This is a genomic window from Peribacillus sp. TH27 (assembly GCF_016650915.1).
In the GTDB taxonomy this organism is placed as follows: domain Bacteria; phylum Bacillota; class Bacilli; order Bacillales; family DSM-1321; genus Peribacillus; species Peribacillus butanolivorans.
The window spans coordinates 3,184,339-3,210,499 of record NZ_JAEKEV010000002.1 but is presented as its reverse complement, the minus strand read 5'-3'; the positions used below and the strand labels follow the sequence as shown (position 1 = coordinate 3,210,499).

21 protein-coding genes are annotated in these 26,161 nt (G+C 39.6%); 6 read left to right on the top strand and 15 right to left on the bottom strand.

The window, feature by feature from the left end; all coding sequences use genetic code 11:
* Positions 1–50 precede the first annotated feature (50 nt).
* Together JFU24_RS16800 and JFU24_RS16795 are read left to right on the top strand one after the other, a co-directional pair.
* Positions 51–1,319, top strand: coding sequence for a dicarboxylate/amino acid:cation symporter (locus JFU24_RS16800; RefSeq protein ID WP_201187686.1), 1,269 nt, complete (start codon positions 51–53; stop codon positions 1,317–1,319).
* Between the two features lie 139 nt (positions 1,320–1,458).
* Positions 1,459–2,139 (top strand): lysoplasmalogenase, encoded by a 681-nt coding sequence (locus tag JFU24_RS16795; RefSeq protein ID WP_201250199.1) that lies wholly within the window; start codon positions 1,459–1,461, stop codon positions 2,137–2,139.
* A 78-nt stretch (positions 2,140–2,217) separates the two neighbouring features.
* Here JFU24_RS16795 and JFU24_RS16790 read toward each other — a convergent pair whose 3' ends face one another.
* The 3 genes from JFU24_RS16790 to JFU24_RS16780 all read right to left on the bottom strand — a co-directional run bounded on the left by JFU24_RS16790 (position 2,218) and on the right by JFU24_RS16780 (position 6,035).
* Complete coding sequence (locus JFU24_RS16790; RefSeq protein ID WP_201187690.1) at positions 2,218–3,417, bottom strand: class I SAM-dependent rRNA methyltransferase; 1,200 nt, start codon at positions 3,415–3,417, stop codon at positions 2,218–2,220.
* 110 nt (positions 3,418–3,527) lie between these two features.
* Positions 3,528–4,520 (bottom strand): PTS transporter subunit IIC, encoded by a 993-nt coding sequence (locus tag JFU24_RS16785; protein WP_053348846.1) that lies wholly within the window; start codon positions 4,518–4,520, stop codon positions 3,528–3,530.
* Between the two features lie 612 nt (positions 4,521–5,132).
* Positions 5,133–6,035 carry a LysR family transcriptional regulator gene (locus tag JFU24_RS16780; RefSeq protein WP_056522058.1) on the bottom strand — a complete coding sequence of 301 codons (903 nt, stop codon included), beginning with the start codon at positions 6,033–6,035 and terminating at the stop codon, positions 5,133–5,135.
* A 161-nt stretch (positions 6,036–6,196) separates the two neighbouring features.
* Between JFU24_RS16780 and gdhA the strand changes: the two genes are divergently transcribed.
* Entirely contained in the window at positions 6,197–7,579 is a 1,383-nt protein-coding gene (gene gdhA / locus JFU24_RS16775) for an NADP-specific glutamate dehydrogenase (protein ID WP_201187692.1), read from the top strand.
* Between the two features lie 376 nt (positions 7,580–7,955).
* Here the strand turns inward: gdhA and rbsB are convergent, their stop codons facing one another.
* From rbsB to JFU24_RS16715, 12 genes are all read right to left on the bottom strand, one after another.
* Positions 7,956–8,876, bottom strand: a complete 921-nt coding sequence (rbsB, locus tag JFU24_RS16770) for a ribose ABC transporter substrate-binding protein RbsB (RefSeq protein ID WP_053348355.1) — start codon at positions 8,874–8,876, stop codon at positions 7,956–7,958.
* A gap of 15 nt (positions 8,877–8,891) precedes the next feature.
* Positions 8,892–9,836 carry an ABC transporter permease gene (locus JFU24_RS16765; protein ID WP_053348354.1) on the bottom strand — a complete coding sequence of 315 codons (945 nt, stop codon included), beginning with the start codon at positions 9,834–9,836 and terminating at the stop codon, positions 8,892–8,894.
* A gap of 1 nt (position 9,837) precedes the next feature.
* Positions 9,838–11,319, bottom strand: coding sequence for a sugar ABC transporter ATP-binding protein (locus tag JFU24_RS16760; RefSeq protein ID WP_201222513.1), 1,482 nt, complete (start codon positions 11,317–11,319; stop codon positions 9,838–9,840).
* A gap of 18 nt (positions 11,320–11,337) precedes the next feature.
* Positions 11,338–11,730 (bottom strand): D-ribose pyranase, encoded by a 393-nt coding sequence (gene rbsD / locus JFU24_RS16755; RefSeq protein ID WP_053348352.1) that lies wholly within the window; start codon positions 11,728–11,730, stop codon positions 11,338–11,340.
* Entirely contained in the window at positions 11,727–12,611 is an 885-nt protein-coding gene (rbsK, locus tag JFU24_RS16750) for a ribokinase (RefSeq protein ID WP_201222511.1), read from the bottom strand. The genes rbsD and rbsK overlap by 4 nt, the downstream gene beginning before the upstream one ends.
* A complete protein-coding gene (locus tag JFU24_RS16745; protein WP_201222510.1) occupies positions 12,608–13,594 on the bottom strand; it encodes a LacI family DNA-binding transcriptional regulator in 987 nt (328 codons plus the stop codon). The genes rbsK and JFU24_RS16745 overlap by 4 nt, the downstream gene beginning before the upstream one ends.
* Before the next feature lie 240 nt (positions 13,595–13,834).
* The gene (locus tag JFU24_RS16740; protein WP_201222509.1) at positions 13,835–15,646 is read right to left on the bottom strand and encodes an IucA/IucC family protein; all 1,812 of its coding nucleotides are present in this window, start codon (positions 15,644–15,646) and stop codon (positions 13,835–13,837) included.
* A 22-nt stretch (positions 15,647–15,668) separates the two neighbouring features.
* Complete coding sequence (locus JFU24_RS16735) at positions 15,669–16,997, bottom strand: lysine N(6)-hydroxylase/L-ornithine N(5)-oxygenase family protein (protein ID WP_201222508.1); 1,329 nt, start codon at positions 16,995–16,997, stop codon at positions 15,669–15,671.
* Entirely contained in the window at positions 16,972–17,556 is a 585-nt protein-coding gene (locus tag JFU24_RS16730) for a GNAT family N-acetyltransferase (RefSeq protein ID WP_201187704.1), read from the bottom strand. Before JFU24_RS16730 ends, JFU24_RS16735 begins: the two co-directional genes overlap by 26 nt.
* Positions 17,546–19,351: an IucA/IucC family protein gene (locus JFU24_RS16725; protein ID WP_201250198.1), complete on the bottom strand. Its 1,806-nt coding sequence runs from the start codon at positions 19,349–19,351 to the stop codon at positions 17,546–17,548. Before JFU24_RS16725 ends, JFU24_RS16730 begins: the two co-directional genes overlap by 11 nt.
* A complete protein-coding gene (locus JFU24_RS16720; protein WP_201187708.1) occupies positions 19,351–20,859 on the bottom strand; it encodes a pyridoxal phosphate-dependent decarboxylase family protein in 1,509 nt (502 codons plus the stop codon). The genes JFU24_RS16725 and JFU24_RS16720 overlap by 1 nt, the downstream gene beginning before the upstream one ends.
* Before the next feature lie 7 nt (positions 20,860–20,866).
* The gene (locus JFU24_RS16715) at positions 20,867–22,219 is read right to left on the bottom strand and encodes an aspartate aminotransferase family protein (RefSeq protein WP_053348344.1); all 1,353 of its coding nucleotides are present in this window, start codon (positions 22,217–22,219) and stop codon (positions 20,867–20,869) included.
* Positions 22,220–22,492: 273 nt separating this feature from the next.
* Here JFU24_RS16715 and JFU24_RS16710 point away from each other — a divergent pair, with 273 nt between their 5' ends.
* The 3 genes from JFU24_RS16710 (at position 22,493) to JFU24_RS16700 (ending at position 25,769) form a co-directional block, all read left to right on the top strand.
* The gene (locus tag JFU24_RS16710) at positions 22,493–23,176 is read left to right on the top strand and encodes a polyphosphate polymerase domain-containing protein (RefSeq protein ID WP_056522033.1); all 684 of its coding nucleotides are present in this window, start codon (positions 22,493–22,495) and stop codon (positions 23,174–23,176) included.
* Positions 23,177–23,210: 34 nt separating this feature from the next.
* Entirely contained in the window at positions 23,211–23,915 is a 705-nt protein-coding gene (locus JFU24_RS16705; protein WP_201250197.1) for a DUF4956 domain-containing protein, read from the top strand.
* Positions 23,916–23,984: 69 nt separating this feature from the next.
* Positions 23,985–25,769 (top strand): CotH kinase family protein, encoded by a 1,785-nt coding sequence (locus tag JFU24_RS16700; RefSeq protein ID WP_201250196.1) that lies wholly within the window; start codon positions 23,985–23,987, stop codon positions 25,767–25,769.
* Positions 25,770–26,161: the final 392 nt, after the last annotated feature.

Here is a 26,161-nt window from a genome sequence, read left to right as displayed (position 1 = left end):
TGAAGTTTAATATTTATTGACACCTTCATTCTGAAAGGACGGAATTTTTCATGAAGAGCTTTTTTAAAAACTATCGATCCTCTTTAGTATTACTCTCTGCAATTATTATTGGTGGGATAGCGGGCGTCGTTTTCGGTGAGAAAACCTCAGTCATACAGCCTCTAGGGGACTTATTTCTAAATCTAATGTTCACAATCATCGTTCCATTGGTATTTTTCAGCATTTCTTCTGCTATTGCTAATATGAGTGGGATGAAGCGTCTCGGGAAAATCATGGGCAGTATTGTTGTCGTTTTCCTGACTACAGCCGCTTTAGCTGCCGTAATTGGTTTTATTGGGACAACTATTATTAATCCTTTGGAAGGCACTGATACGACAGCTATTAAAGAACTGATGGAAAGCAGTTCCTCTGAAGAAACCATTGAAGAAGTTTCTTTCCTTAGTCAACTGGTTAATACTGTAACCGTGTCCGATTTTCCAGACCTGTTTTCTAGAAGCAATATGCTTCAACTTATCGTTTTCTCTGTATTAATTGGATTATCCACCGCACTGGTCGGCGAGAAAGCGAAACCGATTACTGAGTTTTTAACAGCGGGTACAGCTGTTATGATGAAAATCGTAAAAATTGTTATGTACTATGCACCAATAGGACTTGGCGCTTATTTTGCGGCTATTATCGGCCAGCTAGGACCGCAGATTTTAGAAGGCTATGCACGTGCCTTCATTCTTTATCTAGTTTTAGCTTTAATTTATTACTTCGGCTTTTTCACCCTATATGCCTTTATCGCCGGTGGGAAAGAGGGAGTTAAACTATTTTGGAAAAATGCCTTCACACCATCTATTACAGCCATTGCTACCTGTTCAAGTGCCGCGTGCATTCCGGTCAATTTGGAAGCCGTCAGAAAAATGGGTGTGCCAAAGGACATCGCAGAGACGGTCATCCCGCTTGGAGCCAACACTCACAAAGATGGTTCTGTATTTGGCGGGGTGTTGAAAATTGTTTTCCTATTCAGCTTATTTGGCAAAGATATGACAAGCATCTCCAGCATTTTAAGTATACTGGCTGTTGCCTTTTTGGTCGGCGCTGTTATGGGGGCCATTCCTGGAGGTGGCATGATAGGAGAAATGTTGATTCTAAGTGTATTCGGCTTTCCTGTTGAAGTTCTGCCGATTATTGCTGTTATCTCCACGATTATCGATGCACCTGCTACACTACTTAACTCAACAGGAAACACCGTTTGCACCATGCTTGTCACACGACTGGTCGAGGGGAAAAACTGGTTAAAACAGGCGTTTGTTAAGGAAGATTCTGTGGTGTGATTATCTAATATCGAACTGACTCCAAGACAATCTGGAGTCAGTTTTTTTTACTATTTTCAATAATTGTCTTTCTAGTAGTTTTTTAATCGGCAAGGAGTTCTGTATCCTTACATAGAATTAAAGAATGAGGAGGGATTTAATGTTAAAATGGTTGCCTGCTGTAATCCTTTTCATGGGACTGCTATATATTTTCTTTATACCTGAAGAGCCTTTAGTAATAAAAATTCTTTTTAAGATTATTCTTATGTTATTGATTTTGCTTTATGCCTACACGAAAAATGAGGGAAAACGGACTCGATATCAATTCTTAATTCTTCTCGGTTTACTCTTTTGCATGCTTGGAGACGGCTTGTTGATCTGGTTTGTCATTGGTCTTTCCGCCTTCTTAATCGGTCATCTTTTCTATATTGCCGCATTCCTCAACACATGGAGCTTTTCATGGATTCGATTTGCAACCATTCTTCCCATTGCTGGTTATTCCACTTGGATAGGCCGTGAAATTGTACTTTCTTTGATTGAAAAAGGTGAAAACAGCCTAATCATTCCTGTCATTTGCTATGTTACGGTAATTTCTCTCATGGGATGGGCGGCATTTATGACCGGAAATGTAGCCGCCATTATTGGAGGGCTGCTGTTCGTCATTTCTGACTCCATTTTATCCTGGAACAAATTCGTTGAAGATATTACCTTTTCTGGCCCACTGATTATGTTAACCTACTATACAGCTCAGTTTTTCATCGCTAACACCATCAGCTCGAAACCTGCTTTCCTTTCATCGAGCAACCGGAAAAACGGGCGAGCAATCGCCAGCAAATTCTGAGCTAAGCCGTTCCACATGAAACAATTCCCCACGAATAAAAGGCATTCACAGTTCTAATTAAACTGTGAATGCCTTTTTTCATCCATTAATTTTCTTAATGAAAACTACTTTTAAATAGTTACCTTCCTTATAATCCGAACTTGTTTTAAAATCTGCCGGCAATGAAAACTCTTCCATGAGTTCATATTTACCATTCATTTCTCTAAAGGCTGCCTCAATAAAGCTTTTAAATTTCTTCATGTCAAACGTACTGCAGTTGGTTGACGCTATAATGACCCCATTGTCCTCTGTTATGGAAATAGCATCCTTCAATAGATTCGTATAGTCTTTTCCGGCACTGAATGTGAATTTCTTTGACTTGGCAAAGCTGGGTGGATCAAGAATGACCATATCAAATTTCAGAGCCTTCTTAACTGCATATTTAAAATATTTAAATACGTCCATCACGACGATATTCTGCGTTTCAGGATCTATCTCATTCACACTGAACTGTTCAATCGTTTTCGGCAAACTGCGATTCGCCAGGTCCACACTAGTCGTTTTAACGGAACCGCCTAAAGCAGCAAATACAGAAAATGCTCCAGTGTAAGAGAACATATTCAGCACGGTCTTTCCTTTTGCATATTTATCTCGAATCGTCCTTCTAACCTCACGCTGATCAAGGAAGACACCGACCATGGCCCCATCATTCAAATAAACAGCGAAACGGACCCCATTCTCCTTGACAAGAAGCGGAAATTCCGGCTGCTCCCCCATAACAAAATCGTCTTCATCTACATATTGACCCTTTGTATCAAAGCGTTTCTTCTGATAAATGGACTTGACCTCGACCGTATTCTGCAGGGCCTTAATGATATAGTCTTTAAACGAATATATCCCTTTGCTGTACCAGCTAATGACGTAGTGACCATCGTAATGATCAATAATTAACCCGCCAATCCCATCTCCTTCTCCATTGAACAAGCGGAAAGCAGTAGTTTCTGTATCTTCAAAAAATGGCTTTCGGTAATCATACGCTGTTCTGATTTTTTCATTGAAAAATGATTGATCAATTTTATCATTCTCCTTTTGAGTCAATACCCAGCCATAGCCTTTATTCTGTTTCCCATAATACCCCTTTGCTAAAAACCGATTGTTCTCGTCAACCAAACGCACTAAAGATCCCTCATCTTGAAGGTCATTGAGATTGCCAATCGACTCTTTCGCAATCAAGGGAAAGCCTTTGGCGATTTTATTTACAAACTTAGCTTTCACTTTTATATCTATTTCTTTTCCCATATATATCATCCTATCTATGCAATTGCTTTCCTCCCCATTTTACCCTAATCCCTTTATAAATAAAAACCAGCCTGGTTCCTTCACCAGGCTGGTTTCCTAAAAATCTTTGATTATGATACTTCTAAATGAAGATCTCCTGGTTTTACTTTACCCATCATCTTCAATACTCGATGTAAGGCGAGGGTGATTACAGCTGGCAAGACCATACCCACCGCCACATAAACCAGGAACGTGTACAACCCTTGCCCTGTAATGATAGCAATCGGGGCAATCAATGAACTTAAGCCCATTCCTCCAAGCTCATACGGTACTTGGAAATCGAATGCCAACGTAGCGATTGGAGCACAAATGATTGCCGCTACAAAAGGCGGGACGACATATAATGGTTTTTTGATTAAGTTAGGAAATTGAACTTTCGGCGTAACAACCATCTGTGCAAGGAACCCACCCATATCATTATCTTTATAAGACATGACAGTGAACCCAACAAATTGAACGGTACATCCGATTAAAGCTGCCGCACTAGAAACAGGATCTAACTGTAGGGCTATCGCTAGAGCAGCGGAAGAAGCTGGTGTCATCAATAATATGCTCCATACTAATGCAATGACCATGGAACCAATTAATGGAGAACCTTCGACCTGAGCTGTAATTTGACTGCTTAACCATGTCAGGAACGGTGTCGTAACAAGCGCTAGACCATATCCAGAAACCCCACCGACAAGTACTGCAGCCAATGGAATGGCCATAATATCCAATTTCGTTTTACCAATTAGACGCTTACCTACATATGTTGCGATTAATGCTGCCAAAACTGCACTTAGTGGCTGACCCGTAACAATCGTAAAGACTCCCTCAGCAGTTCTGTTAATGGCAGCGCCACCTACTGCACTTGAAGCCATGGCACTAAAAATAATTAATGAATTTCCTCCTAGCTGATAGGCGATACCTGCTCCTAAAGCTGGGGCTAGTAAGACCTTTGCGGCCCCACCTATTGCCAGGAGGACCTCCCAATCTAAATATCCCCCTATGGATTCAAACAATAACCCGATCCCTAGCGTAACCAAAACTGCATTAGCTATCCCTGTTGATGCCTTGTACATTCGATCGTTGATGTATTCTTTCCTGCTCACTTAATTTCCACTCCTTATCAATTATCAGAATATTCAATTTAATAAATAAAAAAAAAAAAAACCTGTTATTTGGAGGGTACACCACTTGTTTTTACTTGAGCGTCTTGTTATAAAGTTCACAAGCAAGGCTCAAACAATTCCACATAATCAATCCCACTAACATAATAAGAGAATAATAATATGAAGTAATTCATTTGAATTACTACTCATCTAATTCCCCGCCTCCGATAATGTCTGTTCGTATAATAACATGAATTTTCTGATAATGTAAGCAGTATTTTTATTCTAGTAAAATAAAAACGCTTACAAAAATGGAGTATATATTACTTTTATGTACAATTAAATCTAATAATGTATTATTTTAAAATAAATTAATCTTTTTATTATTAAAAACTCTAAAGTATCTGCTTTTCAACCTGAATAGTCAGTACATTATTTCGATATAGGTTTCCAGTATTTACATCTCTTTTAATAAAGAAAGAGAACCCAATTAAATTGGATTCTCTTCCAGACTATGGTTTAAATGTGGATCTTTCATAAAGCTATTTAAAATTCCCTTACGCCTAGCTTTTAACTTTTCTTCTATTGAAAACCTTCCAAAGTTGCAAAGGTGTCTCTCAGGAATTGATAAAATAGTTTCTCCGTGGGCATTAACTCCCTTTCAGTTGGAATAATAACACCTACAGCCCTAGTTACGGATGGTTCATCCAACGGCAGTCTAACTGTAAAACGAGGCAAGCTGTCAATCAGAGAGATTTCTGGTATTAAGGTTACGCCAAGCCCTGCTGCCACTAGACCTTTTATAGCATCAGTATCTTTTCCTTCAAATGCAACTTCTGGCTCGAAACCGTGCAGTTTACATGCCTTCATGACAATATCACGTAAAACATACCCCTTAGGATATACGATGAACGGATTTCCTTGAAGTTCATTTAAGTTTAATGACTTCTTCAAGGCCAAAGGATGGCTTTCTGACAAAAGAGCAACTAAGTTCTCAATAAATAGAGTTTCTCCGTGAATTTTCTTTTCGTTCATCGGTAGAGGTCCAATTAAGGCCATATTAATATTTCCTTTTATAACAGAATCGATCAGGTAGCGATATGAACCTTGTTTCAAGGTGAACTTCGCTTCCGGGTAAATCTCTCTGAAATCAGAAATAACCTTTGGCAATATATAGGAAGCTAAACTACTTGGAAAGCCAATACGAATTGTCCCTTTTTCCGGATTTAAGCTCTCAGCCAGCTCACGCTTTGAACGATCAATGATATCCATAGCTTGTTCCATATTCGCTAGAAATGTATGTCCTATAGGCGTCAGCTTAATCTTCCGGCCTTCGCGGATAAATAAAGGCACACCTAATTCTTCTTCTAAATTATAAATTTGACGACTGACTGCAGACTGGGCAACATGCAAAGCCACTGCTGCTTCCGTCATATGTTCACGCTTTGCCACTTCAATGAAATATTCGATTTGTCTTAATTCCAATGTAAGCTCCTTCTTTCATATCAAAACAGCATGTTATTTATCTAATATTCAGATTGTTTCTTTCAAATTTAAATTATATCATGAAAGTATCACATAAAAACCTATATATATATTCAAATATATTTTCATGACTTTATTACCAAAAAAGGGGAGAAATATTAATGACAACGACACATGAAGTTGAGCAAGAGGAATTACAAGTTGCCAAAGAGTTTGTAAGTCAAGTATACGCACAGGTAAAGGAGCGTAATCCTCACGAAAGTGAATTCCATCAAGCCGTAAAAGAAATATTTCTTTCATTAGTACCAGTATTTTCAAAACACCCTATTTATATGAATAGTGGGATTTTAGAAAGACTCGTTGAGCCAGAAAGAATGATTACCTTCCGTGTCTCTTGGGTTGATGACCTAGGAAATGTACAAGTCAACCGTGGTTTCCGCGTGCAATTCAACAGTGCTATTGGGCCATTTAAAGGCGGTCTACGCTTTCACCCGACAGTAAACTCAAGTATTATCAAGTTCCTTGGTTTCGAGCAAATCTTTAAAAATTCTCTTACAGGACAGCCAATTGGCGGAGGAAAAGGCGGATCTGACTTCGATCCAAAAGGAAAATCAGACGCTGAAATCATGCGTTTTTGCCAAAGCTTCATGTCAGAACTGGCTCGCTATATCGGTCCGGATACAGACGTACCGGCTGGGGATATCGGAGTAGGGGCTAGAGAAATCGGTTATCTATTCGGTCAGTATAAAAAGATCCAAGGAAGCTACCATGCGGGTGTTTTAACTGGTAAAGGCATAAGTTACGGCGGAAGCTTAGCCCGTACAGAAGCGACTGGATACGGGACGGTTTACTTTGTCGAAGAAATGCTAAAAGACAAAGGATTACAGTTCCATGGTAGCACAGTTGTTATTTCAGGATCAGGTAATGTATCCATTTATGCCATTGAAAAAGCTACACAGCTGGGCGCTAAAGTTGTAGCATGCAGCGACTCTAATGGGTATATATATGACAAAAATGGTCTGAACCTAGATACAGTTAAACGTTTAAAAGAAGTAGAAAGAAAACGTTTGAGTGAGTATGTCGATGCTCATCCCGAAGCTGAATACAATGAAGGAAGCTACGGAATTTGGTCTGTACCATGCGATATCGCCCTTCCTTGTGCAACACAAAATGAAATTGATGAAGAAGCAGCAAAATTGCTTGTTAAAAACAACGTGAAAGCAATCGGCGAAGGTGCTAACATGCCATCAACTCTTGAGGCTATTGACGTATTCCTTAATAATGGCGTCCTTTTCGGACCAGCCAAAGCCGCTAACGCAGGTGGTGTTGCCGTTTCTGCACTTGAAATGGCCCAAAACAGTGCTAGAATGCCTTGGACATTTGAAGAAGTCGATACAAAACTACACGGTATCATGAAAAACATTTATAAAAACAGTGTAGAAGCAGCCGAAGCATACGGTGAACCTGGCAACTTAGTTGTCGGAGCCAACATTGCTGGATTCCTAAAAGTAGCCGATGCTATGCTGACTCAAGGCATACTCTAATAATAAGTTAAATTTCAGGAGGCGGTCCCAACATGGGCCGCCTTATTTTTTGTACAAGAGTAATTACATCTTCTTGCAGGTAATCGTTCATTTCAATCCGTGCTGAATAACCTTAAAATCCTCTTTACCACTACTTAAGTCCCTAAACGTAAAAAGTTCACATCCTAATAGTAGTGAACGCTAAATTATAACCGTTCAATATATTCACCTGTAGCATGATTTAAGAGGTTAGATTGTATTCTGCTATTCAACTGATTAATATGATCTTTGTATAGTTAGCCGCCACATTTGCATCAAACTAACTTGATTGTAAAAGATTGAATCATTGATCTACAAAAAGAGTGTCGGAAAAATTCCGACACTCTCACTAAAACTATTATTCTTTAGTAACCAATTTCAATGGTACAGAGATTGTTTCGTCTACCTTTTCACCTTTTAAGACTTTTTCTGAGGCATTAACCGCTTCTTTACCGATAAGAGCCGGTTGCTGAGCGATCGTTGCTTTTAGCTCACCGTTTTCAACAGCCTTTAAAGCATCATCGTTCCCATCAAAACCAACAACAATGATGTCTTTACCAGCTGCTTTGATTGCTTCAATAGCTCCTAGAGCCATTTCGTCATTATGAGCGAATACCCCTTGAATGTCCTTTTTACCTTGTAGGATATTTTCCATAACGTTAAGACCTTTTGTGCGGTCAAATTCTGCCGTTTGACTTGTTAGCACTTCTAATTGCTTGTCAGCAATATTGTGGAACCCTTTCCCACGTTCCCGAGTTGCAGATGCACCTGAAACCCCTTCTAGCTCCACTACTTTTGCGTTTTCGCCAAGCTCTTTAACTAGGTATTCTGCAGCTAATTCTCCACCAGCCACGTTATCGGAAGCGATGAATGTTTCGATATCCCCTTCTTCAGAAGAACGATCAATTGTAATAACAGGAATACCCGCTTCGTTTGCTGATTGAACAGCTGAAGAAATTGCGCTTGAGTCTGTTGGATTAACAAGAAGGATATCTACTTTTTGAAGAATTAAATCTTCAATCCCACTAATTTGTTTAGCTGTATCGTCCTGTGCATCAACAACTGTAACTTTCATGCCCTTTTCTTTTGCTTCTTTTTCAATACCATCTTTTAAAGAAACGAAGAATGGATTGTTTAACGTTGAAATACTGACTCCGACTTTCACGTCTTCCATAGAGTCTTTGGTTTCTTTTTTATCATCTTTTTGACCCGAATCCATTGAACAGGCAGCTAACACCATTAAAGAAAGAATCATGAACAACGATACTATTTTTTTCATTGATTACACCTCAACTTATGATTTTTTACGGTCAAGTAAAACCGCAACTAATATAACTGCACCTTTTACCACTTGTTGGTAAAAAGAAGATACACCTAGTAAATTCATACCATTATTCAAAGTACCGATAATCAGAACACCGACTAGTGTACCGAACAACCTGCCTTTACCGCCTGAAAGGCTTGTTCCGCCAAGCACTACCGCAGCAATGGCATCCATCTCATAGGATTGACCAGCTGTTGGTTGTGCCGAATTCAAACGGGATGTTAAAATGGCACCAGCAATCGCTGCCATAGTACCTGCCAGCCCGTAAATGGCTACTTTTACTCGATCTACTTTAATCCCAGATATTCGGGAAGCCTTTTCATTTCCACCAATTGCATACGTTTTACGGCCAAATGATGTTTTATGAAGTAGGAACCATAAAATAAAGAAAGCAATAATCATCACAACCGCTGGAACCGGCAGCCCAAGGAAGTATCCTCTCCCAAGCATTTGGAACAGTTCTGAATCACCAATTCCTGTAATTGGCTTTCCATCTGTATAGACGAGCGTTAATCCCCGGAAAATTGTCATCGTAGCCAGCGTCACAATGAAAGGTGCCATTTTCCCTTTTGAAACAAGAATTCCATTAATTACACCCATTAGTGTACCCAGTAGAACTCCTACTAATATTGCTAAAATTGGATCTAATCCTGAGACCATCATTCCAGCCATAAGTGCGCTGGATAGAGCCAGTATGGAACCAACGGACAAATCTATTCCACCTGTTAAAATGATAAAGGTCATCCCAAATGCTATAAGCGCATTAATAGAGGTTTGACGCAATAAATTCAAAATATTATTTGGTTCCATGAATGATGGATTTAAAACAGTTATTACGATAAATAATAAAATCAAGGCGAGTAACGGACCAAATTTCTGCCAAATCCCGCTTTTCCCTGTAGCCTCAAGTTTCATCCTAGTTCCCTCCTGTCGCCAATGCCATAATTTTTTCTTGTGTTACTTCCTGCTTTTTCAGTTCCCCGGCAATTTTACCTTCATGAACAACAAGGATTCGATCACTCATCCCAACGATTTCAGGGAGCTCTGAGGAAACCATAATAATGGCGATACCGCGCTCTGTTAATTCATTCATCAATTCATAAATTTCACGTTTAGCTCCAACATCAATTCCCCTGGTTGGCTCATCCATAATCAATACTTTAGGCGAAGTGCCAATCCATTTGGCAATAACCACCTTTTGTTGATTCCCACCGGATAAATTACCGATGATCGTTTCTGTAGAGGATGTTTTCACGTGAAGTCGCTTGATCATCATCTCTGCAAATTTTTTCTCATCTTCCGTTTTTACGAGTCCACTAGGAGCGAAGCTTTTTAAATTCGGCAGGCCGATATTTTCCCGTACTGAAAAGTCCAGGATCAAGCCCTCTTCTTTACGGTTTTCCGTGATGAAAGCTAAACCGTAGCGAACTGCATACGTTGGTTTTCGTATGGAAACTTTCTTACCTTCAACAGTAATCTCACCGCTGTCTATTTGATCAACCCCGAAAAGGGCACGCATTATTTCTGTTCTACCCGCTCCCATTAATCCGGCCACGCCCACAATCTCACCTTTTCGGACAGCGAAATGGATATCTTCAAAAAGCCCCTTTTTAGTTAGCCCTTTTACATCAAGGACTACTTCACCTAGATGGGCTTCACGATGAGGAAAACGATCCTCTAGCTCCCGGCCAACCATCTTTTGAACAACTTCATCGAAATTTGTATCTTTAATTCTTTTCGTATCGACAGTTTTTCCATCACGCATCACGGTGATTCTGTCGCAAATGGCAAAGATTTCTTCCATTCGGTGAGAGATATAAACAAGAGACACGCCTTTTTCGGTAAGGCCCTTCATCACTTCAAAGAGCTTCTCGATTTCTCTATCAGTTAAGGCCGCGGTTGGTTCGTCCATGATGATGACTTCGGCATCCGTCATAAGCGCTTTAGCAATTTCAATCATCTGCTGTTCCCCAACGGAACAAAGCCCTGCTTCCTTATCAAAAGGAAGGGAAATATTAAGCGTTTTAAAGATCTCTTTTGCACGCGCTTTCATTTGTTTATTTCTTAGGACACCGAAGGCATTTACCATTTCCTTGCCGATAAATAAATTCTCTAACACCGTCATTTCTGGCCAAATATTCAATTCCTGACGGATAAAGGCCATTCCCGCTTCTTCTGCTTCCTTTGAATCCTTAAATGAGGTTTCTTTACCATTAATTTCAATAGTCCCTTGATCATGCTTATGCAGCCCGGTCAAAATGTTCATCAAGGTCGATTTTCCGGCTCCATTTTCTCCCATAAGCGCGTGGACTTCTCCAGCCTCTAAAGAAAACTGAACGCCTTCCAATACCTTGTTTTGACCAAATGCTTTATAAATATTTTTCATTTCAATTTGCATGCTCTTCACCTCTTTTATTTAAAAAAATACTCCAGACTGCAAAATGCAGTTTGAATACGGCGTCGTTTCTCCTGTACGGATTACTGCCTTTGCTTTACTTGTCAGCCTTTTAAAATCCTCATGGGAAACATATTCAATCGCATTTCCGAATTGCTGTTCCATATATTGATGCTGCTTTGAATTCTTCTCCTTCACCTCAGTGGCGGCAATCACTTTCTCGACTACCATATCTTCATGAACGGCACGAACAACATCTTGAAATGAAGGCGTTCCAGGTATTAAGGCTAAATCTATTTTAAGTACTCCTGAAGGTACCGGGAGGCCGCAATCACCTATGACAATATAATCCGTATGCCCAAGGTCAACAAGAACTTTGGCTATTGAACTATTGATGATTCCATGACGCTTCATTCTTCAAAGCTCCTTTCGACTTCTTCCCTTGTCGGCATACCTCCTTGAGCTCCTAACTTCGTAACAGAAATAGAGGCAGCCCGGTTTGCGAATAACAGACAGTCGTCAAAACTTTTTCCTTCTGCAACAGCAACCGCGAGTGCAGCATTAAATGTATCTCCTGCACCTGTTGTATCGACTGCTTCAACCACAAAGCTTGGGACAACCTTCTCTTCATGCCCGTCAAAATAACGGACGCCATTTTTACCTTCTGTAATAAATAATTTATTTGGATACTCTGTTAAAACTTCCGTCCGGTCTCTTCCATCGAATAGTATTTCGAATTCATGTTCATTCGGTGTAATGAATGATGACTGTTGAATAACAGCCTCGCTTATCTTACGTGCAGGTGCTGGGTTTAAAAGTAATCTCTTTTGGAGTTTTTCACATAATTCAGCAAGGTATAAAACAGTTTCCTCTGGTATCTCCTGCTGAACCATGACGATATCTGAATCCTCGATGATTTTTTTCGCTTTTTGTACATATTCAGGAGTGATGGAATCATTTGCTCCTTTAACGACAATAATACTGTTATCACCTTCTGAAAGGGTAATGTGAGCTGTACCTGACATGGCACCTGTAACCGGTTCCACATACTTCGTGTTTACATGATTTTTTTTCAGGTTTTCTAAGATGATCTCTCCATAAAAATCATCTCCTACACATCCAATCATTGTTACTTCCGCACCAAGACGAGCTGCGGCCACGGCCTGATTGGCCCCTTTTCCTCCTGGAACTGTTATAAACGAATCTCCTAGAACTGTTTCCCCTGCTATAGGACGCTTAGCTGATGTTACCACTAAGTCCATTGAAGAACTTCCTACTACTGCAATTTTTATCATGGCTTCTCCGCCTTCCTTCTCGTTGTTTGTCTTTCCACAAAAGAAACTGGAAGCTTTTTGTGCGTTTCTTCTATTTTTTCCTGATTGATCTTTTTAATTAACAGTTTTGCTGCTTGTGCCCCCATCTCATAGGCGGGCTGGCGAATTGTCGATAGCGGAGGATGTAATAACGCTGTGAATGCGATATCATCATAACCAATCAATTGAATATCTTCAGGGATTCTTATTCCCCTTTTCAAGATTTCTTGTAGAGCGGCTGCTGCAACAATATCATTACAGGCAATGATTCCATCTGTCTCCGGATACTGTTCAAACAACTGTCTCGCACAAATTTGTCCACCTTGAAGGGTAAGAGATGAATCCATGACATGAACATTCACTTCCGCTTGCTCCAATTCTTCCAATGCTGCAATGTACCGTTCATATACAGGTTTTATTTCGACTGGTCCCCTGATAAGGACGATGTTTGTGCTACCTCGATCGAGCAATACACGAGCTGCCAATTTACCGCCTGTTTTTTGATCCGAATAGACGGCTGGCAACTCCTCTGCTGTACGATCAAGAAGGACAACAGGAATTTCTAGATTATCAAAATTTTCATTTGTCTCTTCACTTGTTGATGCAATCATGCCCACTACATTATTCTGTAGAAAGGTGTCAATATATTCTATTTCCTTATCTCGCTTTTCATCGCTATTCCCAAATATTAATCGATATCCAAATTTCTGCAGATAGTCCTCAACTCCCCTTGCCATTTCTGGAAAGAAGGGATTAGTAATGTCAGGTAAAATCAAGCCAACCAATTTAGATTTACGTTTATAGAGGGATCTTGCCACTTCATTCGGTTTATAATTTAACTTTTCAACAGCTGCCATGACCACTTTCTTTGTGTCTTCATGTGCATATCCGCTGCCATTCATCACTCTTGAAACCGTTGCTACGGAAACTCCCGCTTCCTTTGCAACATCCCGAATAGTTGCCAATATATCCACCTCAATATATTATGTGTAACCGTTTACATATTTAGCTTATCACCAATTCATATGGACGGCAAGTCCTATTCCACAGATATTTATTAGGTAATTTGAACCAAAAAGCATAACACAATCCTTTCTTAGATATACATTTGATGAATAATGAACACAAAGGTTCCTTTTACATCTCTAGTTATGAAAACAAAAAATTTGAAAAAGCTGGCTCAAATATCTGAGCCAACTTTACATTTAAAGTGTGTTTGCAGGTAACTTTTCGTAAAGAGCATTATTTACATACCCAAACTCAGATGCATGCGGACGATCTTCGCCATCACTATATCCGTATTGAAGCATACGGTTTCTGTTCAGACAGAGTTTGGTTAATTTAGGTGCAAAGAAATTGAATGTCTCGAAACGATCCTGCAATTGTGGGAATTTTTGCTGATGTGTAAGGATTGCCCGAGCAACACCTTCCCAAAAGACATTCTCATCCAATAGGTTCCTTCTCATAAGAAGTGTGGACAAGTAACGGAAATGACAGATAAATAGTCCCGTGAAAATGAATTGAACCAGGCCCTCCGGAGCTTCGCTTCTTAGTACCTTTTTTAGATTATCAGGAAGCATACTTAATTCAGGAAGCGGTTGATCACTGATATTTACATCATCTACAAAATCCTTGATTGCCAACCGGTGCGGTTTATAATCCTTCAATACTAAAATTGTATTTTGGCCATGCGGTGAGAAGACAACCCCATACTGATAGATAAAATGTAACAATGGTGAAAGAATGACGTCGAATAATTGGGCTGTCCAGGCCTCCGTAGTTAATCCAGATTTTTCAATCAGGCTTTCCACATACGGCTTTCCTTCGTGGTCCACATGCAAAAGGGATGCAAGTGTAATAGGCTTCTCGCCTTCTTCCATATAACTGTATATGCTTTCTCTCCAAATACCGCCTAGCATCTCTAAATATTGATATGGTACATTCTTTAGCTTAGAAAAATATGGGTGATCCACATTTAAACTGGCCACCTCACCAGGAAGTACTACTTTACATTCTTCCTTTAAGAACGAATCATTATTGTAAATGTTCTTAATATACTCTGTGATTTTTGGTGCAATGACAGTACGCTCTGCTGGTAATCCACGGTAGACCAACGTATTTAAAATGCTCATTGGTAGCTTGACGTGATGTTTGTTCTTATTCGAAACATTAACAAACGTCCGAATCGATTGCTGTGGAAGATACTCATCAGGGCCGTTTCCTAAAGCTACAATCAGACCTTTAGCTAAATCATCGGTAAAATTCTGAATGATTACATTCTTCCATTGCCATTCATGGATTGGCAGGTAAAAATAGTCTTCTTCCTTTAACCCTTTCTCTGCCAATCTGTTTCCAAATACTTTTCGGGTTTCATCATCTAGTTCATTTTCCATCAATTGTTTATAGGATAACGTTTGGATGGAATTGAACGCACCCCTTGTTTTATGAACGGCAATCCATGATAGCTGAATTTTCTCCTGATTTTCTGGAGCGAATTTCAGGTAATCATCATAACCGAATCCAATTCTTCCCTTGTTATAGGCAATCCAAGGGTGACCGCTCATCTCTCCTTCAAGTAGCGCATAGTCCAGTTCGACTAAATCATCCGCGTTTTGTTCCGGTTTAGATAGTAATTGCAGATCTGCAAGCAACGTATGATGGAACTCTTTGATTAAATGGCCCGTTGTTTCTGCAGTCATCCCGATTAACGGCTGAAGGTCCAAAATGAATTGAATGGCATCATTTGCTTGTCTGGTTTGTTCTGCTTCAAATACTTTAATCGATTCACCCTGTACATCATAACTGTCAAAAAGACGAGGCAAGGCTAAAAATTGATAAGATTTTTCCTCATTTATCTTTAACTCATATAAGTTTCCTGCTGCATTTTCGTTCAAGACAGCTGGATGGATTATATCTTCATACATATACTCGGAAATCATTTTAGCGAGTAGGTTTTGGTTTACTATCGACCAATTTTTTTCTGTAACCGCCTTTTCCACTTCATTTATGAACTGCATACATTGACTCCCTTTCTTTCTATTAATAGGCCATGACTGGTGCTTTTACACGGAATGATTGAAAAGCTCCTTTTGGTTCAGATGGATAAATCTCTTTTCCCGCTAATTGATTAATAATAATGGAGTTCCGGAATGCCCCTAATCCTAAATCAGGTGCGCCCACGCCGTGCGTATGTATCTCGCCATTCTGAATAAAAAGATGATTTGGTGTAGATACGGTCGTACCAACTCGATAGTCTTTCGTAATTTCAAGTCTGCCAAACTCATCGCGGACTATAAGGTCTTCCATACTGTCAAGGAATGCCGGCACGGTTGATTTGTAGCCAGTACCAAAAACGACCGCCTCTGTGTTCACATCAAATTCGCTTTCTTCCACCCACTGTCGACATTTCAATGTCCAGCCACTTTCAGTTGGCTTTACGGCTGCAACTTCTGTCATTGCCCTAAGTTCAATGGCAAGTTCTGCATTTCCAATAGACTTTTCATACATTTTGTCGAAGATCGCAGCAATTGTCTTCGCGCTGATTCCTTTATACAACAGATCCTGTTTTGGCAGAATTTCATCTTTCTTTTCCTGAGGCAGACGGTAAAAGAAATCTAGGTAATCTGGAGTGAAGTATTCCAACCCAAGTTTTGAATATTCCATAGGAAAAAAACCTTTGGATCTTGTATACCAGTTTAGCTGGTAACCATGCTTCTCCTGCTCATTAAGTAGGTCTTCAAATACTTCGGCCGCACTCTGTCCGGATCCGACAACTGTTATGGATTTTTTCTTTAAGACATTTCCTTTATTCCGTAAATAATCGGCCGAATGCAGGATGCTCTCTCCCATATATGGACTAAATGCAGACGGTACAGCTGGAGCACTGCCAATTCCCATGACTATATGACGGCTATAATAGACTTCAATCTGTTGAGTTTTTTCATCTCTCACACTGATCTGATAGAAAGGTTCCTCTTGATCCTTAATATACTCCAGCGCCTCCACCGCTTTTCCAAAACAGCAGCTATCAAGTTGATTCGCAGTCCAGCGGCAATATTCGTTATATTCTTTTCGCGGAATCAAGAATTTTTCAAGGAAGTAGAAATGATAAAGCCGGTCATGTTGCTGTAAATAATTCAAGTAACTATATGGGCTTGTCACATCTGCCATGCTAACTAGATCAGCAAAGAATGGTACCTGCAGTGTCGTCCCTTCAAGCAACATCCCTTCATGCCAATTAAATTCCTGCTTTTTCTCAAAAAAGACGGCATTTAGCTCCGAGGTTTTCTCTAAAAGGGCCGCAAGTCCAAGGTTAAAGGGACCTATCCCGATTCCAACCACATCATAGATAGATTGTTGCTTCTCCATACTTCCACTTCCTCTCGAAATTCTCCCGCGTACATGACATAAGTAATCCTGTTTTGTCAGGGAGTTCAATCTCTTTAATTGGGGTAAAGCCGCATTTTTCAAATAAATGAATCATCTTTGCATTCCGGATATCCGGTTCTGCCATCACTTTGTTTGTGGTAGAAGTCAGTAGTTGGAATTTCACCATTGCACGCAAAAATGGCAAAGCTAGTCCTTTTCCAAGATACTCGGGATCACCAATGAGTAAATGAATACCCTGGTCACCCTCCTCAGCCTCATAATATTTTTCAATGATATCGCCTTTTACCCAATACGACTCCCAATAGCTCATTGGGATCTCGTCCAGGCAACCCAAGTATAGTGTTTGGTGTGTATCAGCCAACGCTTTCTGCAAATGAACAGCAAATTTTTCTTTTGTAAAATTCAAGTTCCAGTAGGGTATCACATGATCTTCGTGCATCCAACTATGCAGAGTATCAATATCCCGCTCAAATTCCACTTTGACAAAAGAAAGCTGCTGATTACGGTCTTTCAGCTTTTCTTCATAACTATTTTTCATGGGTGGCCAAAACCCCCTGCGCGAACGGATTTTCAATGGTCGTATAAACAGACTGTGTCTCAAGTGAGCCAACAAGCTCGTCCATATCATGAAAACGCGTCAGTAAATTGGCTTTACAAGGTAGTTCTTGTTCATAAAGCAACCTCGAGACAACCCGGTTCAATCCTTCATCTTTGCTTTCCTTACCACTAGATTCTAATTGTTCCTGAACGAGCTGTAATAGTGTCTGCTCTGATGCTAATCCTTCCGTACCAAAATTGTTGATTATGCCTAATAAGTGATTAAAGAAGAAATAGTATTGAAGTCTTTCTTCAGCAACTTCATCAGAACAAATTGTGAAGCTTTTTTCACTTAGTTCAGGCAGGATGCTCATCAGCCGGTCTACTTTTGATTCACAATAGTAATACCCTTGATTATCTCGATAATAAAAAGTGGATGGGTACCCATTTTGAAGCTGGATAATTGAATTTTGTTGATGGGCTTCTAGAACAATTCCATACTCTTCAAACAGCCAAAGCATCGGTTTTAGTGTCATTGAAAGATACGTATTAAACCAATCCTTACTTACTTCTTCAGTACTACGGTTTTCTTCTTCTGCTAATTTTCGGATGATCGCTCCAAGCCTTGATGGTGCACCATAGGCATTGTCCTGACATAGACCTGCAATCAGGCTTGCTTGTTTATTGTTTTCATAGAAAGGATTTTCCCGAATATCAACATCAAAACCTGAATCTTGTTCAGTTGTTTTGATTGTTAGATAAGCAGGGTCCTTTATGACGCGGAAGGACGGGTGCTGCTTTCTTAAATCATCGCCCACTTTGGAATCTATTAATTTCGCGATTTCAACACCACGATCGAGTTCTTTTTGCAGATTTGCACGTAACGAGTTTGTGATTTTAACCGGAACGGAAAACTTATACATATATTTCGATGTAGCACTATAGACTGTTCTGAATGAAGAAGTGGCCGTGAATTTTTTCCCAAGCGGGCCTGCATAGATTAGTAGTCCTAGCTCAATTAACTTCTTGACTTCTTCTTTTTCGACTAGTTCTTTTGCCTGAAGCGGGTGCCCTGGAATAATGATATATGGGCTTTCTTTTTTGCAATACGATTCACGGAATCCACTGGAAATCTCCAAATCGCCGGCTAATTCCTGTTTAATGATCTCACTTGCAGATATGACTTCACTAGAGTCTTGGATGACAATCGATGAATCTGCTAGGAAGTAATGAAGCTGGAACTCCCCTTTTAATTCTGGTGAATAGTTCCATTCATCCCTATCTGATATTCCCTGCTTACTTTTCGGTGTTGGATGGAACAAGTGACCAAATAGAAGGGACTGTTCTGCTTCGATGTATGTAAAGTCAGGACTTTGAAGTGCATCAAAGTCTACTCTCCGTGCTTCCACATAGCGTTGAATATTTTGGCTACTTAGGATGACACGCAACATCAATTCATCTTCACTATCTGTTCGGCCCTGTTCATTTAATAATTCTTTAGACACGGCTGAAACCATTGTCACGTAGTCTAATTCACGCACTTGTTTGGACGCCGTTTGGTAGTAAACCGGGAAGGATATAATATGACGCCCCGTTTCCGACCAATACTTTAGTGGAACAAGCAATGCAATATCTTGGGATGCAAGATTACTGACTAATAAAGAAGTCGGTACAGTACCCTCCAGCTCAGGCCAGTTCTTTGTTTCTTCTAGACTGCAATTCCCAGTTTCTCGGAAATAACAATTCAGAAAGCTTTGCATCGTCGCCCGTTCAGCTATTTGCTTACTATTCATCATCATTCCTCCATCATCTTGAACATTTCACCTAATACCCGAATCTCATCAATGATTTCCTCTATGTGTTCAAGCTTTGTCATTGGATTCAATAGAGTCATCTTTAAATAAACCTGTCCATCAAAACGAGTTTTTGCCAAAAATGCACGTCCGCTCTTTAGTAATTCTTGCTGAATCTGTTTATTTAGAAGATTTACTAATTGATCACTTTTTCCTTCGGGATTATAACGAAATACAACTGCATTCAATTCGGGATTTTTATTTAATACGCTGAACCCTTCTGCTTTATTGATCTTCGCAGCCACTTCGCGTGCAAGATGACAAGTATAGTCAATCATTTCAGCAAATGTATCGAGTCCAACAACCTTTAATGACATCCAAAGTTTCAGCGCGTCGAATCTTCTCGTCGTTTGAATCGATTTATTGACTAAGTGGACCATACCCTCCTCTTCATCTTCCTGTGGATTCAAGTAATCGGCGTGATGCTGGATATATTGAAACGAATTGCGGTCGGAGACAAGAAAGGCACCGCAACTGATTGGTTGATAGAATAATTTGTGAAAATCAACCGTAATCGAGTCAGCCAGTTCAATTCCATTGATTAATTCTTTGAAATCCCGACTTAAAATCATCGCTCCGCCATAAGCGGCATCCACATGCAGCCATAACCCTTTTTCCATTGCAGCTGCAGACAATTCATGTAATGGATCTATAGAACCAAAATCCGTTGTTCCACATGTGGCAACAATCGCAAATGGAAGTAAATCCTGCTCCTCTAAAATCATAAGCTGACGATTCAGTTCATCTATAGAAAGACGGTGATTAGAATCCGTTTTAACCGTTATTACCGCCTGTTCACCAAGCCCTAGCTGCGCCGCGGATTTACGAACCGTAAAGTGGGCAGCCTCCGAGCATAAAATCCGCAGTTTTTTTGCTTCGGTTGGCAGACCATGTTGCTGTACATCTATATCCCAGACACGCTTACAATAGGCGTCTCTCGCCAATAACAGTCCCATATAATTAGATTGGGTTCCACCGCTTGTGAAAATCCCGTCCGCTTTATCAGAAAACCCTACCTGAGTGCACAACCAATCTATTAAACGCTCTTCAATAAAGGTTGCGGTCGAGCTTTGATCCCAGGAATCCATTGATTGATTTAGAGTACTGATAATCATTTCGGCAGCCACTGCAGGTACGAGTGTCGGGCAATGCAAATGTCCGATACAAGTAGGACTGTGTACATTGATGCTGTCATTAATAACAAACTCAGCTAGTTCAGCTGCGACACCTTCCAATGTCTCCCCTTTTATAGAACCAAGGGATAGCTCATTTAATCTCGCTTCTATTTCATGTGGTTTTTTCCCAGAATACGGCTGATTATTCTCTTTTAAAAAGTCGGTAAGTCTTTTTTCGATGATTGTTAAAGAATCGGTGTAATTATTGAAACCGGCCTCGTTATTCAAGAAAAATGGAGAATAAGCAAAATTAGTTTTATTAATCATTTCAATCATTTATTATTCACCCTCTTGCAACAGCTGCACGAACAGCTTCTTCAAAAATTGCAGTAGCTTCTCGAAGCTGGGATTCCGTTACGATTAATGGAGGCAAAAACCTCACGACGCTACCATGTCTGCCACCGACTTCTAAGATTAATCCTCTTTGGAAACATTCCTGTTGAATGGTGCTGGCAAGTTCAGAATTAGCCGGATAGCTTCCATTCGAGTTTTGCGGTTCTAAATGGTTAACCAGTTCAACACCGACCATCAATCCCCGGCCTCTAACATCCCCAATTTGTTGGATATCTTTTTGCAAATCTTTAAGAATATTCTTTAAGATTTCCCCCATTTTAGCTGCATGCTCCACAAGATTTGTTTCTTTCATGAACTTTAAAGTTGCTGTTCCTGCTGCCATTGCCAATTGATTTCCGCGGAACGTACCAATATGAGCACCCGGAGACCATAGATCCAGATCTTTGTTATAAATCACGACGGATAATGGAAGGCTGCCACCTATTGCTTTTGATAGTACAAGAACATCTGGAATGATTCCTGCATGTTCGAAGGCAAACATTTTACCTGTTCGGCCGATACCCGATTGAACTTCGTCGATAATTAATGGAATGCCTCTCTCTTTTGTAATTCTCCTGATCTCCTTAAGCCACGGAATTGGTGCTGGAATGGAACCTCCCTCACCCTGTACTGCCTCTAAAATCATTCCTGCAGGTGCTAATAATCCAGACTCAGGATCGTTCAACAGGTTTTCGATATACTGGCTACTAATTTTGTGACTTTCCTCTCCGCCAATTCCAAATGGGCAGCGATACTGGTATGGATATGGTAGGAAATGCACGTCTGGCATTAACCCTTGAACTTTTTCCTTTGGTTTTGTATTACCGCTAATTGACATTGTCGCATGTGTTGCTCCGTGATAAGCACCTTGGAAAGATAAAATGCTTCGGTTGCCTGTAGCTGTTTTAACTAATTTAAGTGCCGCCTCAATAGCATCTCCGCCTGTAGGACCACAGAATTGAATCTTTGCATTTTTTCTGAATTCTTCAGGCAGACATTCAAAAATTTCATCAACGAACTGCTCTTTGATTGGCGTAGTAAAGTCCAATGTATGTAAAGGTCGTTTAGCTTTTAGAACATTTTCCATTTCTTCTAGCACAGCCGGGTGATTGTGTCCGAGCGCTAATGTTCCAGCACCGGCAAGAAAATCAATATATTTTTTTCCATCCATGTCTGTTAGGTATATTCCCTCCGCTTGATCGATGGCCATAGGTAATCTTCTAGGATAAGATCGAGCATTTGATTCCCTTGTGTTTTGTTGTTCCAGTAATTGATCATTTTTGGTAAGTGTGGTTGTTCCCATAATGAGCCTCCCTGTATATTAATTAATTGAGAATAATTATCATTATCACACAATTCATTCTAATGATAATGATAATTATTCTCAATGAGTAAATACGCTCATTTTTCTTCTAATAAATTCCAATAAAATTAAACAAAGGTTAAAAATGGTATTTAAATGGTTGTAACTAGGATATTCTGTTCATTTTATGACCTGGAAATTTTTCTTAAGGTTTAATTAAGATTATATTAATAAGCTTGACCTAGATAAAAACACAGAAAAGGTGGAACAAAAATGAATGGTTTGAAAGGCAGGCGTGAACTCAAACATGCAATTACCAAAGCAGATTGTTATCTATTAAGAAATAACCTACAGAACTTTATGAAGCTTGATCCCCATGGGCATGATGGAAAGTATTTAATTCGCAGTGTCTATTTCGATAACTTTGACAATAAAATACTAAGGCAAAAAACAGAGGGCTTCTATCATAGAGATAAATTTAGAGCTAGACTTTATGATTATGATTCCGACTTTATTAACCTAGAAAAAAAGAGTAAGCGGGATAATTTAACCTATAAACAGAAATGTAGGCTCTCTGCTGAGGAATATGAACGAATTCGTTTAGGGGATATAGAATGGATGTCTGGGGATTCAAGGGATTTACTTCGAGATTTATATATTCAAATGACCCTTTTTCAGATCAAACCGACAACCGTCGTGGACTATGAAAGAGAAGTCTTTATCTATGAATATGGAAATGTTCGGGTGACGTTTGATAGTAACGTGAAAACCAGTTATCGGGACACAGATTTCCTGAATCCTGAATTAATCGTAGTCGATGCATTAGATCCCGATTGGGTCATTCTGGAGGTCAAATTTGATGAATTTCTTCCAGGTATCATCAAACAATTGCTTTCCATCATCGATACTAGAAAATCATCTTTTTCAAAATATCAACTAAGCAGAAGATACGGCTGATTTTCAGCTACCAATATTTTTGGAGGAATAAAACATGGATACGACCGCAACTTCAACAACCACAAGTACTTTTAATGATATTTTCAAATCTAGCTTTTTGGACAAGACCGAAAGCTTTTCAATTATTGACTCTTTAATAGGGTTACTGTTAGCATTTGCCATTGGTTTGTTCATTTACGTTATTTATAAGAAGACCTTTTCCGGTGTGATGTACTCACACAATTTCAACATCTCTCTCATCATTATGACAATGGCTACTGCCCTAATTATCATGGGTATTTCAACTAATATCGTTATCTCTCTTGGTATGGTTGGTGCTCTCTCTATTGTACGGTTCAGAACGCCTATTAAAGACCCTATGGATTTGGTTTTCCTATTCTGGGCAGCTGCTTCTGGAATTTTGTGCGGGGCTGGTCTAATTCCACTCGTCATCATCGGTGCTATTTTAATCGGTATTGTCATGCTTGTATTTGCAAACCGTTTGACTGTAGAAAATCCTTATTTATTTATCGTGAAATACACAGATGCTTCAATAGAAAAAACGTTAGAAGAAAGGATTTCTAGTAAAGTGAAAAAACACTCTATCAAATCGAAATCCGTAATGCCTGGCAATAACCTCGAAGTGACATATGAAATTCGATTAAAGGATAATAATACTGAATTCATTAATCAAGTCAAGGACATGGACAGCGTTCATTCTGCAATCATGTTAAGTTATGACGGCAACTTCACTGCCTAAGATAGAAGGCGGACATAAAAATCTATGTCCGCTCCTCTATTTAAGAATACAGGAGGAAGGAGCCTTGGCATGTTAAAAACAAGATATGTTTTAGCGTCGATTGGTTTACTGATAGTAATTTTTATAGCAGTGATGTTTTTCCTTCCCAATCTTCAAGTTGAAAAAGCTTCGAAAGGGAAAACTTATACAGAATCTGTATTTGACCAAAGTAAGGTGACAAACGTTGATATAAAAATGGACGAAGATGATTTAGTCTCCATCTTGGAGAATCCCACTGAAAAGGAAATTGTTAATGCCGATGTAACGATTGATGGAGAAACGGTTAAAAATGTAGGCTTTCGAACCAAGGGAAACCTTTCCTTAAATTCTGTTGTCCAAATGGAAGATTCTGATCGTTACAGCTGGAAGATAGACTTTGATTATTATCAGGAAGATCAAGATTTACACGGCTTGAAAAAATTGGCTTTAAATAACAATTACAGTGACCCAACCTATATGAGAGAGTATCTTTCATATGAGCTAATGGAAAAAATGGGCATAGCAACTCCCGGTCATTCCTATATGTACGTGACCATTAACGGCAAAGAATGGGGTTTGTATTTAGGTGTAGAAGCTATTGAAGAAACATTTTTAGATACTAACTTTGCTGATGGCACCGGGGACCTTTATTATCCTGATGGCACCGGAAGTGATTTAAAATGGATTAGCGATGATATTGATGACTACACAGGAATAAACTTAAAAACAAACGATAATTCCGATCAATCTGCTATGATCAAAATGCTTGATGTTATCAATAATGGCGGGAATTTAGAAGAAGTATTAAATGTTGACGAAATGCTGCGCTACTTTGCAGCTAATACAGCTCTTGTCAACCTCGATCACTATCAAGGCGATAAAAAGCATAATTACTATTTATATGAAGAGAACGGCGTCTTTTCCATCCTGCCATGGGACTATAATATGTCATTTGGTGGTTATTCAGGGGGCGGGGGCAGAAAGGGACAAGCCGCAGAGGATGAAAAGGCAGCTGATCAAAAAGATGCTGCAACGGTTAATGGTGATACAACTGCTGCTAATGCTAATGATGATGACAATGCAGAATTCCCTGGTGGTTCACCGAATATGAACGGTGGTGCCATGATGGACATGAGCTCCAATTTCATGAATGAAAGCATTATTAACTTCAGCATTACAGAGCCTGTGTCAGGTACGACACTTGAGAATCGGCCTTTATTAAATGCCCTGCTTTCCAACGAAGAGTACCGCGAAAAATATTATGATTATCTAGACGACATTGCCACAGATTTTTTCTCTGAAGAAAATATGACAGCAATGACAACTGAGATTTCCACATTAATCTCACCATATGTGGAAAAAGATCCGACAAAATTCTATACATTGGACGAGTATACAGAAGCAACGTCAGGCAAAGAAACCCTGGTTGATTTCGCTACCAAACGTGCTGATTCTATCTTAGCACAACTTTCTGGAGATCTAGTTGTTGAAGCTGAAACAGAAAGCAGTATGGGCGGTGCAGCTCCTAATATAGACGATGGAGAAGATGGCGCACCTCAGCCTCCTAATATGGGTGACGGTGAGAATGGTGCAGCTCCGCCTCCTAACATGGGCGGCGGTGAGAACGGTGCAGCCATGCAGCCCCCTAACATGGGTGACGGTGAAAATGGTGCAGCTATAAAGCCCCCTGGTATGAACGAGAATATGGGTTCGCAAGGAGTGGCTAACAGCAGTTACTCCAAAGAAACGATAATTCTATCTTCTGTTCTCCTTTTATTACTATTTGGCGCAATGGCATTCGCTCACTTCTTTAAACGAAGAGGAAAAAGAGGCTAACTGCCTATTAATTTCGTTACAATCAAGGTATCCTAAACTAAATTTTGGGATACCTTTTTTTATTTCATTAGCTTAATACCCTCTATCTATTTCCCAACCAAATGACTCTACGTACAAAAATAATTTCTTTCCCTATTATTCTTTATTTCTATAAAAGTTCACGAAAAAAACCAAAAATCAACTTGGACAGACGCAAAAAAAAAATCTAAAAAAATAAATACCTTGATTTCCTACTAATATGATTAACCACGCTCCAAGCGCCTTTTCATAACACTTTATTGAGCTTATTCCTCCCTCTTCCTGACTTAACAAACTGCTCTCATCGATTATTTTAAAACTTATAATTACCCTTATTTGGTATAAAATAGTAAAATAGAGAGAGGACTGAACCT

What these genes read in the sequence shown, in the direction of transcription:
- JFU24_RS16800 (WP_201187686.1), top strand. Translation starts at nt 51, where the DNA reads ATGAAGAGCTTTTTTAAAAACTATCGATCCTCTTTAGTATTACTCTCT.
- JFU24_RS16795 (WP_201250199.1), top strand. Translation starts at nt 1,459, where the DNA reads ATGTTAAAATGGTTGCCTGCTGTAATCCTTTTCATGGGACTGCTATAT.
- JFU24_RS16790 (WP_201187690.1), bottom strand. Translation starts at nt 3,417, where the DNA reads ATGGGAAAAGAAATAGATATAAAAGTGAAAGCTAAGTTTGTAAATAAA.
- JFU24_RS16785 (WP_053348846.1), bottom strand. Translation starts at nt 4,520, where the DNA reads ATGTACAAGGCATCAACAGGGATAGCTAATGCAGTTTTGGTTACGCTA.
- gdhA (WP_201187692.1), top strand. Translation starts at nt 6,197, where the DNA reads ATGACAACGACACATGAAGTTGAGCAAGAGGAATTACAAGTTGCCAAA.
- rbsB (WP_053348355.1), bottom strand. Translation starts at nt 8,876, where the DNA reads ATGAAAAAAATAGTATCGTTGTTCATGATTCTTTCTTTAATGGTGTTA.
- JFU24_RS16765 (WP_053348354.1), bottom strand. Translation starts at nt 9,836, where the DNA reads ATGAAACTTGAGGCTACAGGGAAAAGCGGGATTTGGCAGAAATTTGGT.
- JFU24_RS16760 (WP_201222513.1), bottom strand. Translation starts at nt 11,319, where the DNA reads ATGCAAATTGAAATGAAAAATATTTATAAAGCATTTGGTCAAAACAAG.
- rbsD (WP_053348352.1), bottom strand. Translation starts at nt 11,730, where the DNA reads ATGAAGCGTCATGGAATCATCAATAGTTCAATAGCCAAAGTTCTTGTT.
- rbsK (WP_201222511.1), bottom strand. Translation starts at nt 12,611, where the DNA reads ATGATAAAAATTGCAGTAGTAGGAAGTTCTTCAATGGACTTAGTGGTA.
- JFU24_RS16740 (WP_201222509.1), bottom strand. Translation starts at nt 15,646, where the DNA reads ATGCAGTTCATAAATGAAGTGGAAAAGGCGGTTACAGAAAAAAATTGG.
- JFU24_RS16735 (WP_201222508.1), bottom strand. Translation starts at nt 16,997, where the DNA reads ATGGAGAAGCAACAATCTATCTATGATGTGGTTGGAATCGGGATAGGT.
- JFU24_RS16730 (WP_201187704.1), bottom strand. Translation starts at nt 17,556, where the DNA reads ATGAAAAATAGTTATGAAGAAAAGCTGAAAGACCGTAATCAGCAGCTT.
- JFU24_RS16725 (WP_201250198.1), bottom strand. Translation starts at nt 19,351, where the DNA reads ATGATGAATAGTAAGCAAATAGCTGAACGGGCGACGATGCAAAGCTTT.
- JFU24_RS16720 (WP_201187708.1), bottom strand. Translation starts at nt 20,859, where the DNA reads ATGATTGAAATGATTAATAAAACTAATTTTGCTTATTCTCCATTTTTC.
- JFU24_RS16715 (WP_053348344.1), bottom strand. Translation starts at nt 22,219, where the DNA reads ATGGGAACAACCACACTTACCAAAAATGATCAATTACTGGAACAACAA.
- JFU24_RS16710 (WP_056522033.1), top strand. Translation starts at nt 22,493, where the DNA reads ATGAATGGTTTGAAAGGCAGGCGTGAACTCAAACATGCAATTACCAAA.
- JFU24_RS16705 (WP_201250197.1), top strand. Translation starts at nt 23,211, where the DNA reads ATGGATACGACCGCAACTTCAACAACCACAAGTACTTTTAATGATATT.
- JFU24_RS16700 (WP_201250196.1), top strand. Translation starts at nt 23,985, where the DNA reads ATGTTAAAAACAAGATATGTTTTAGCGTCGATTGGTTTACTGATAGTA.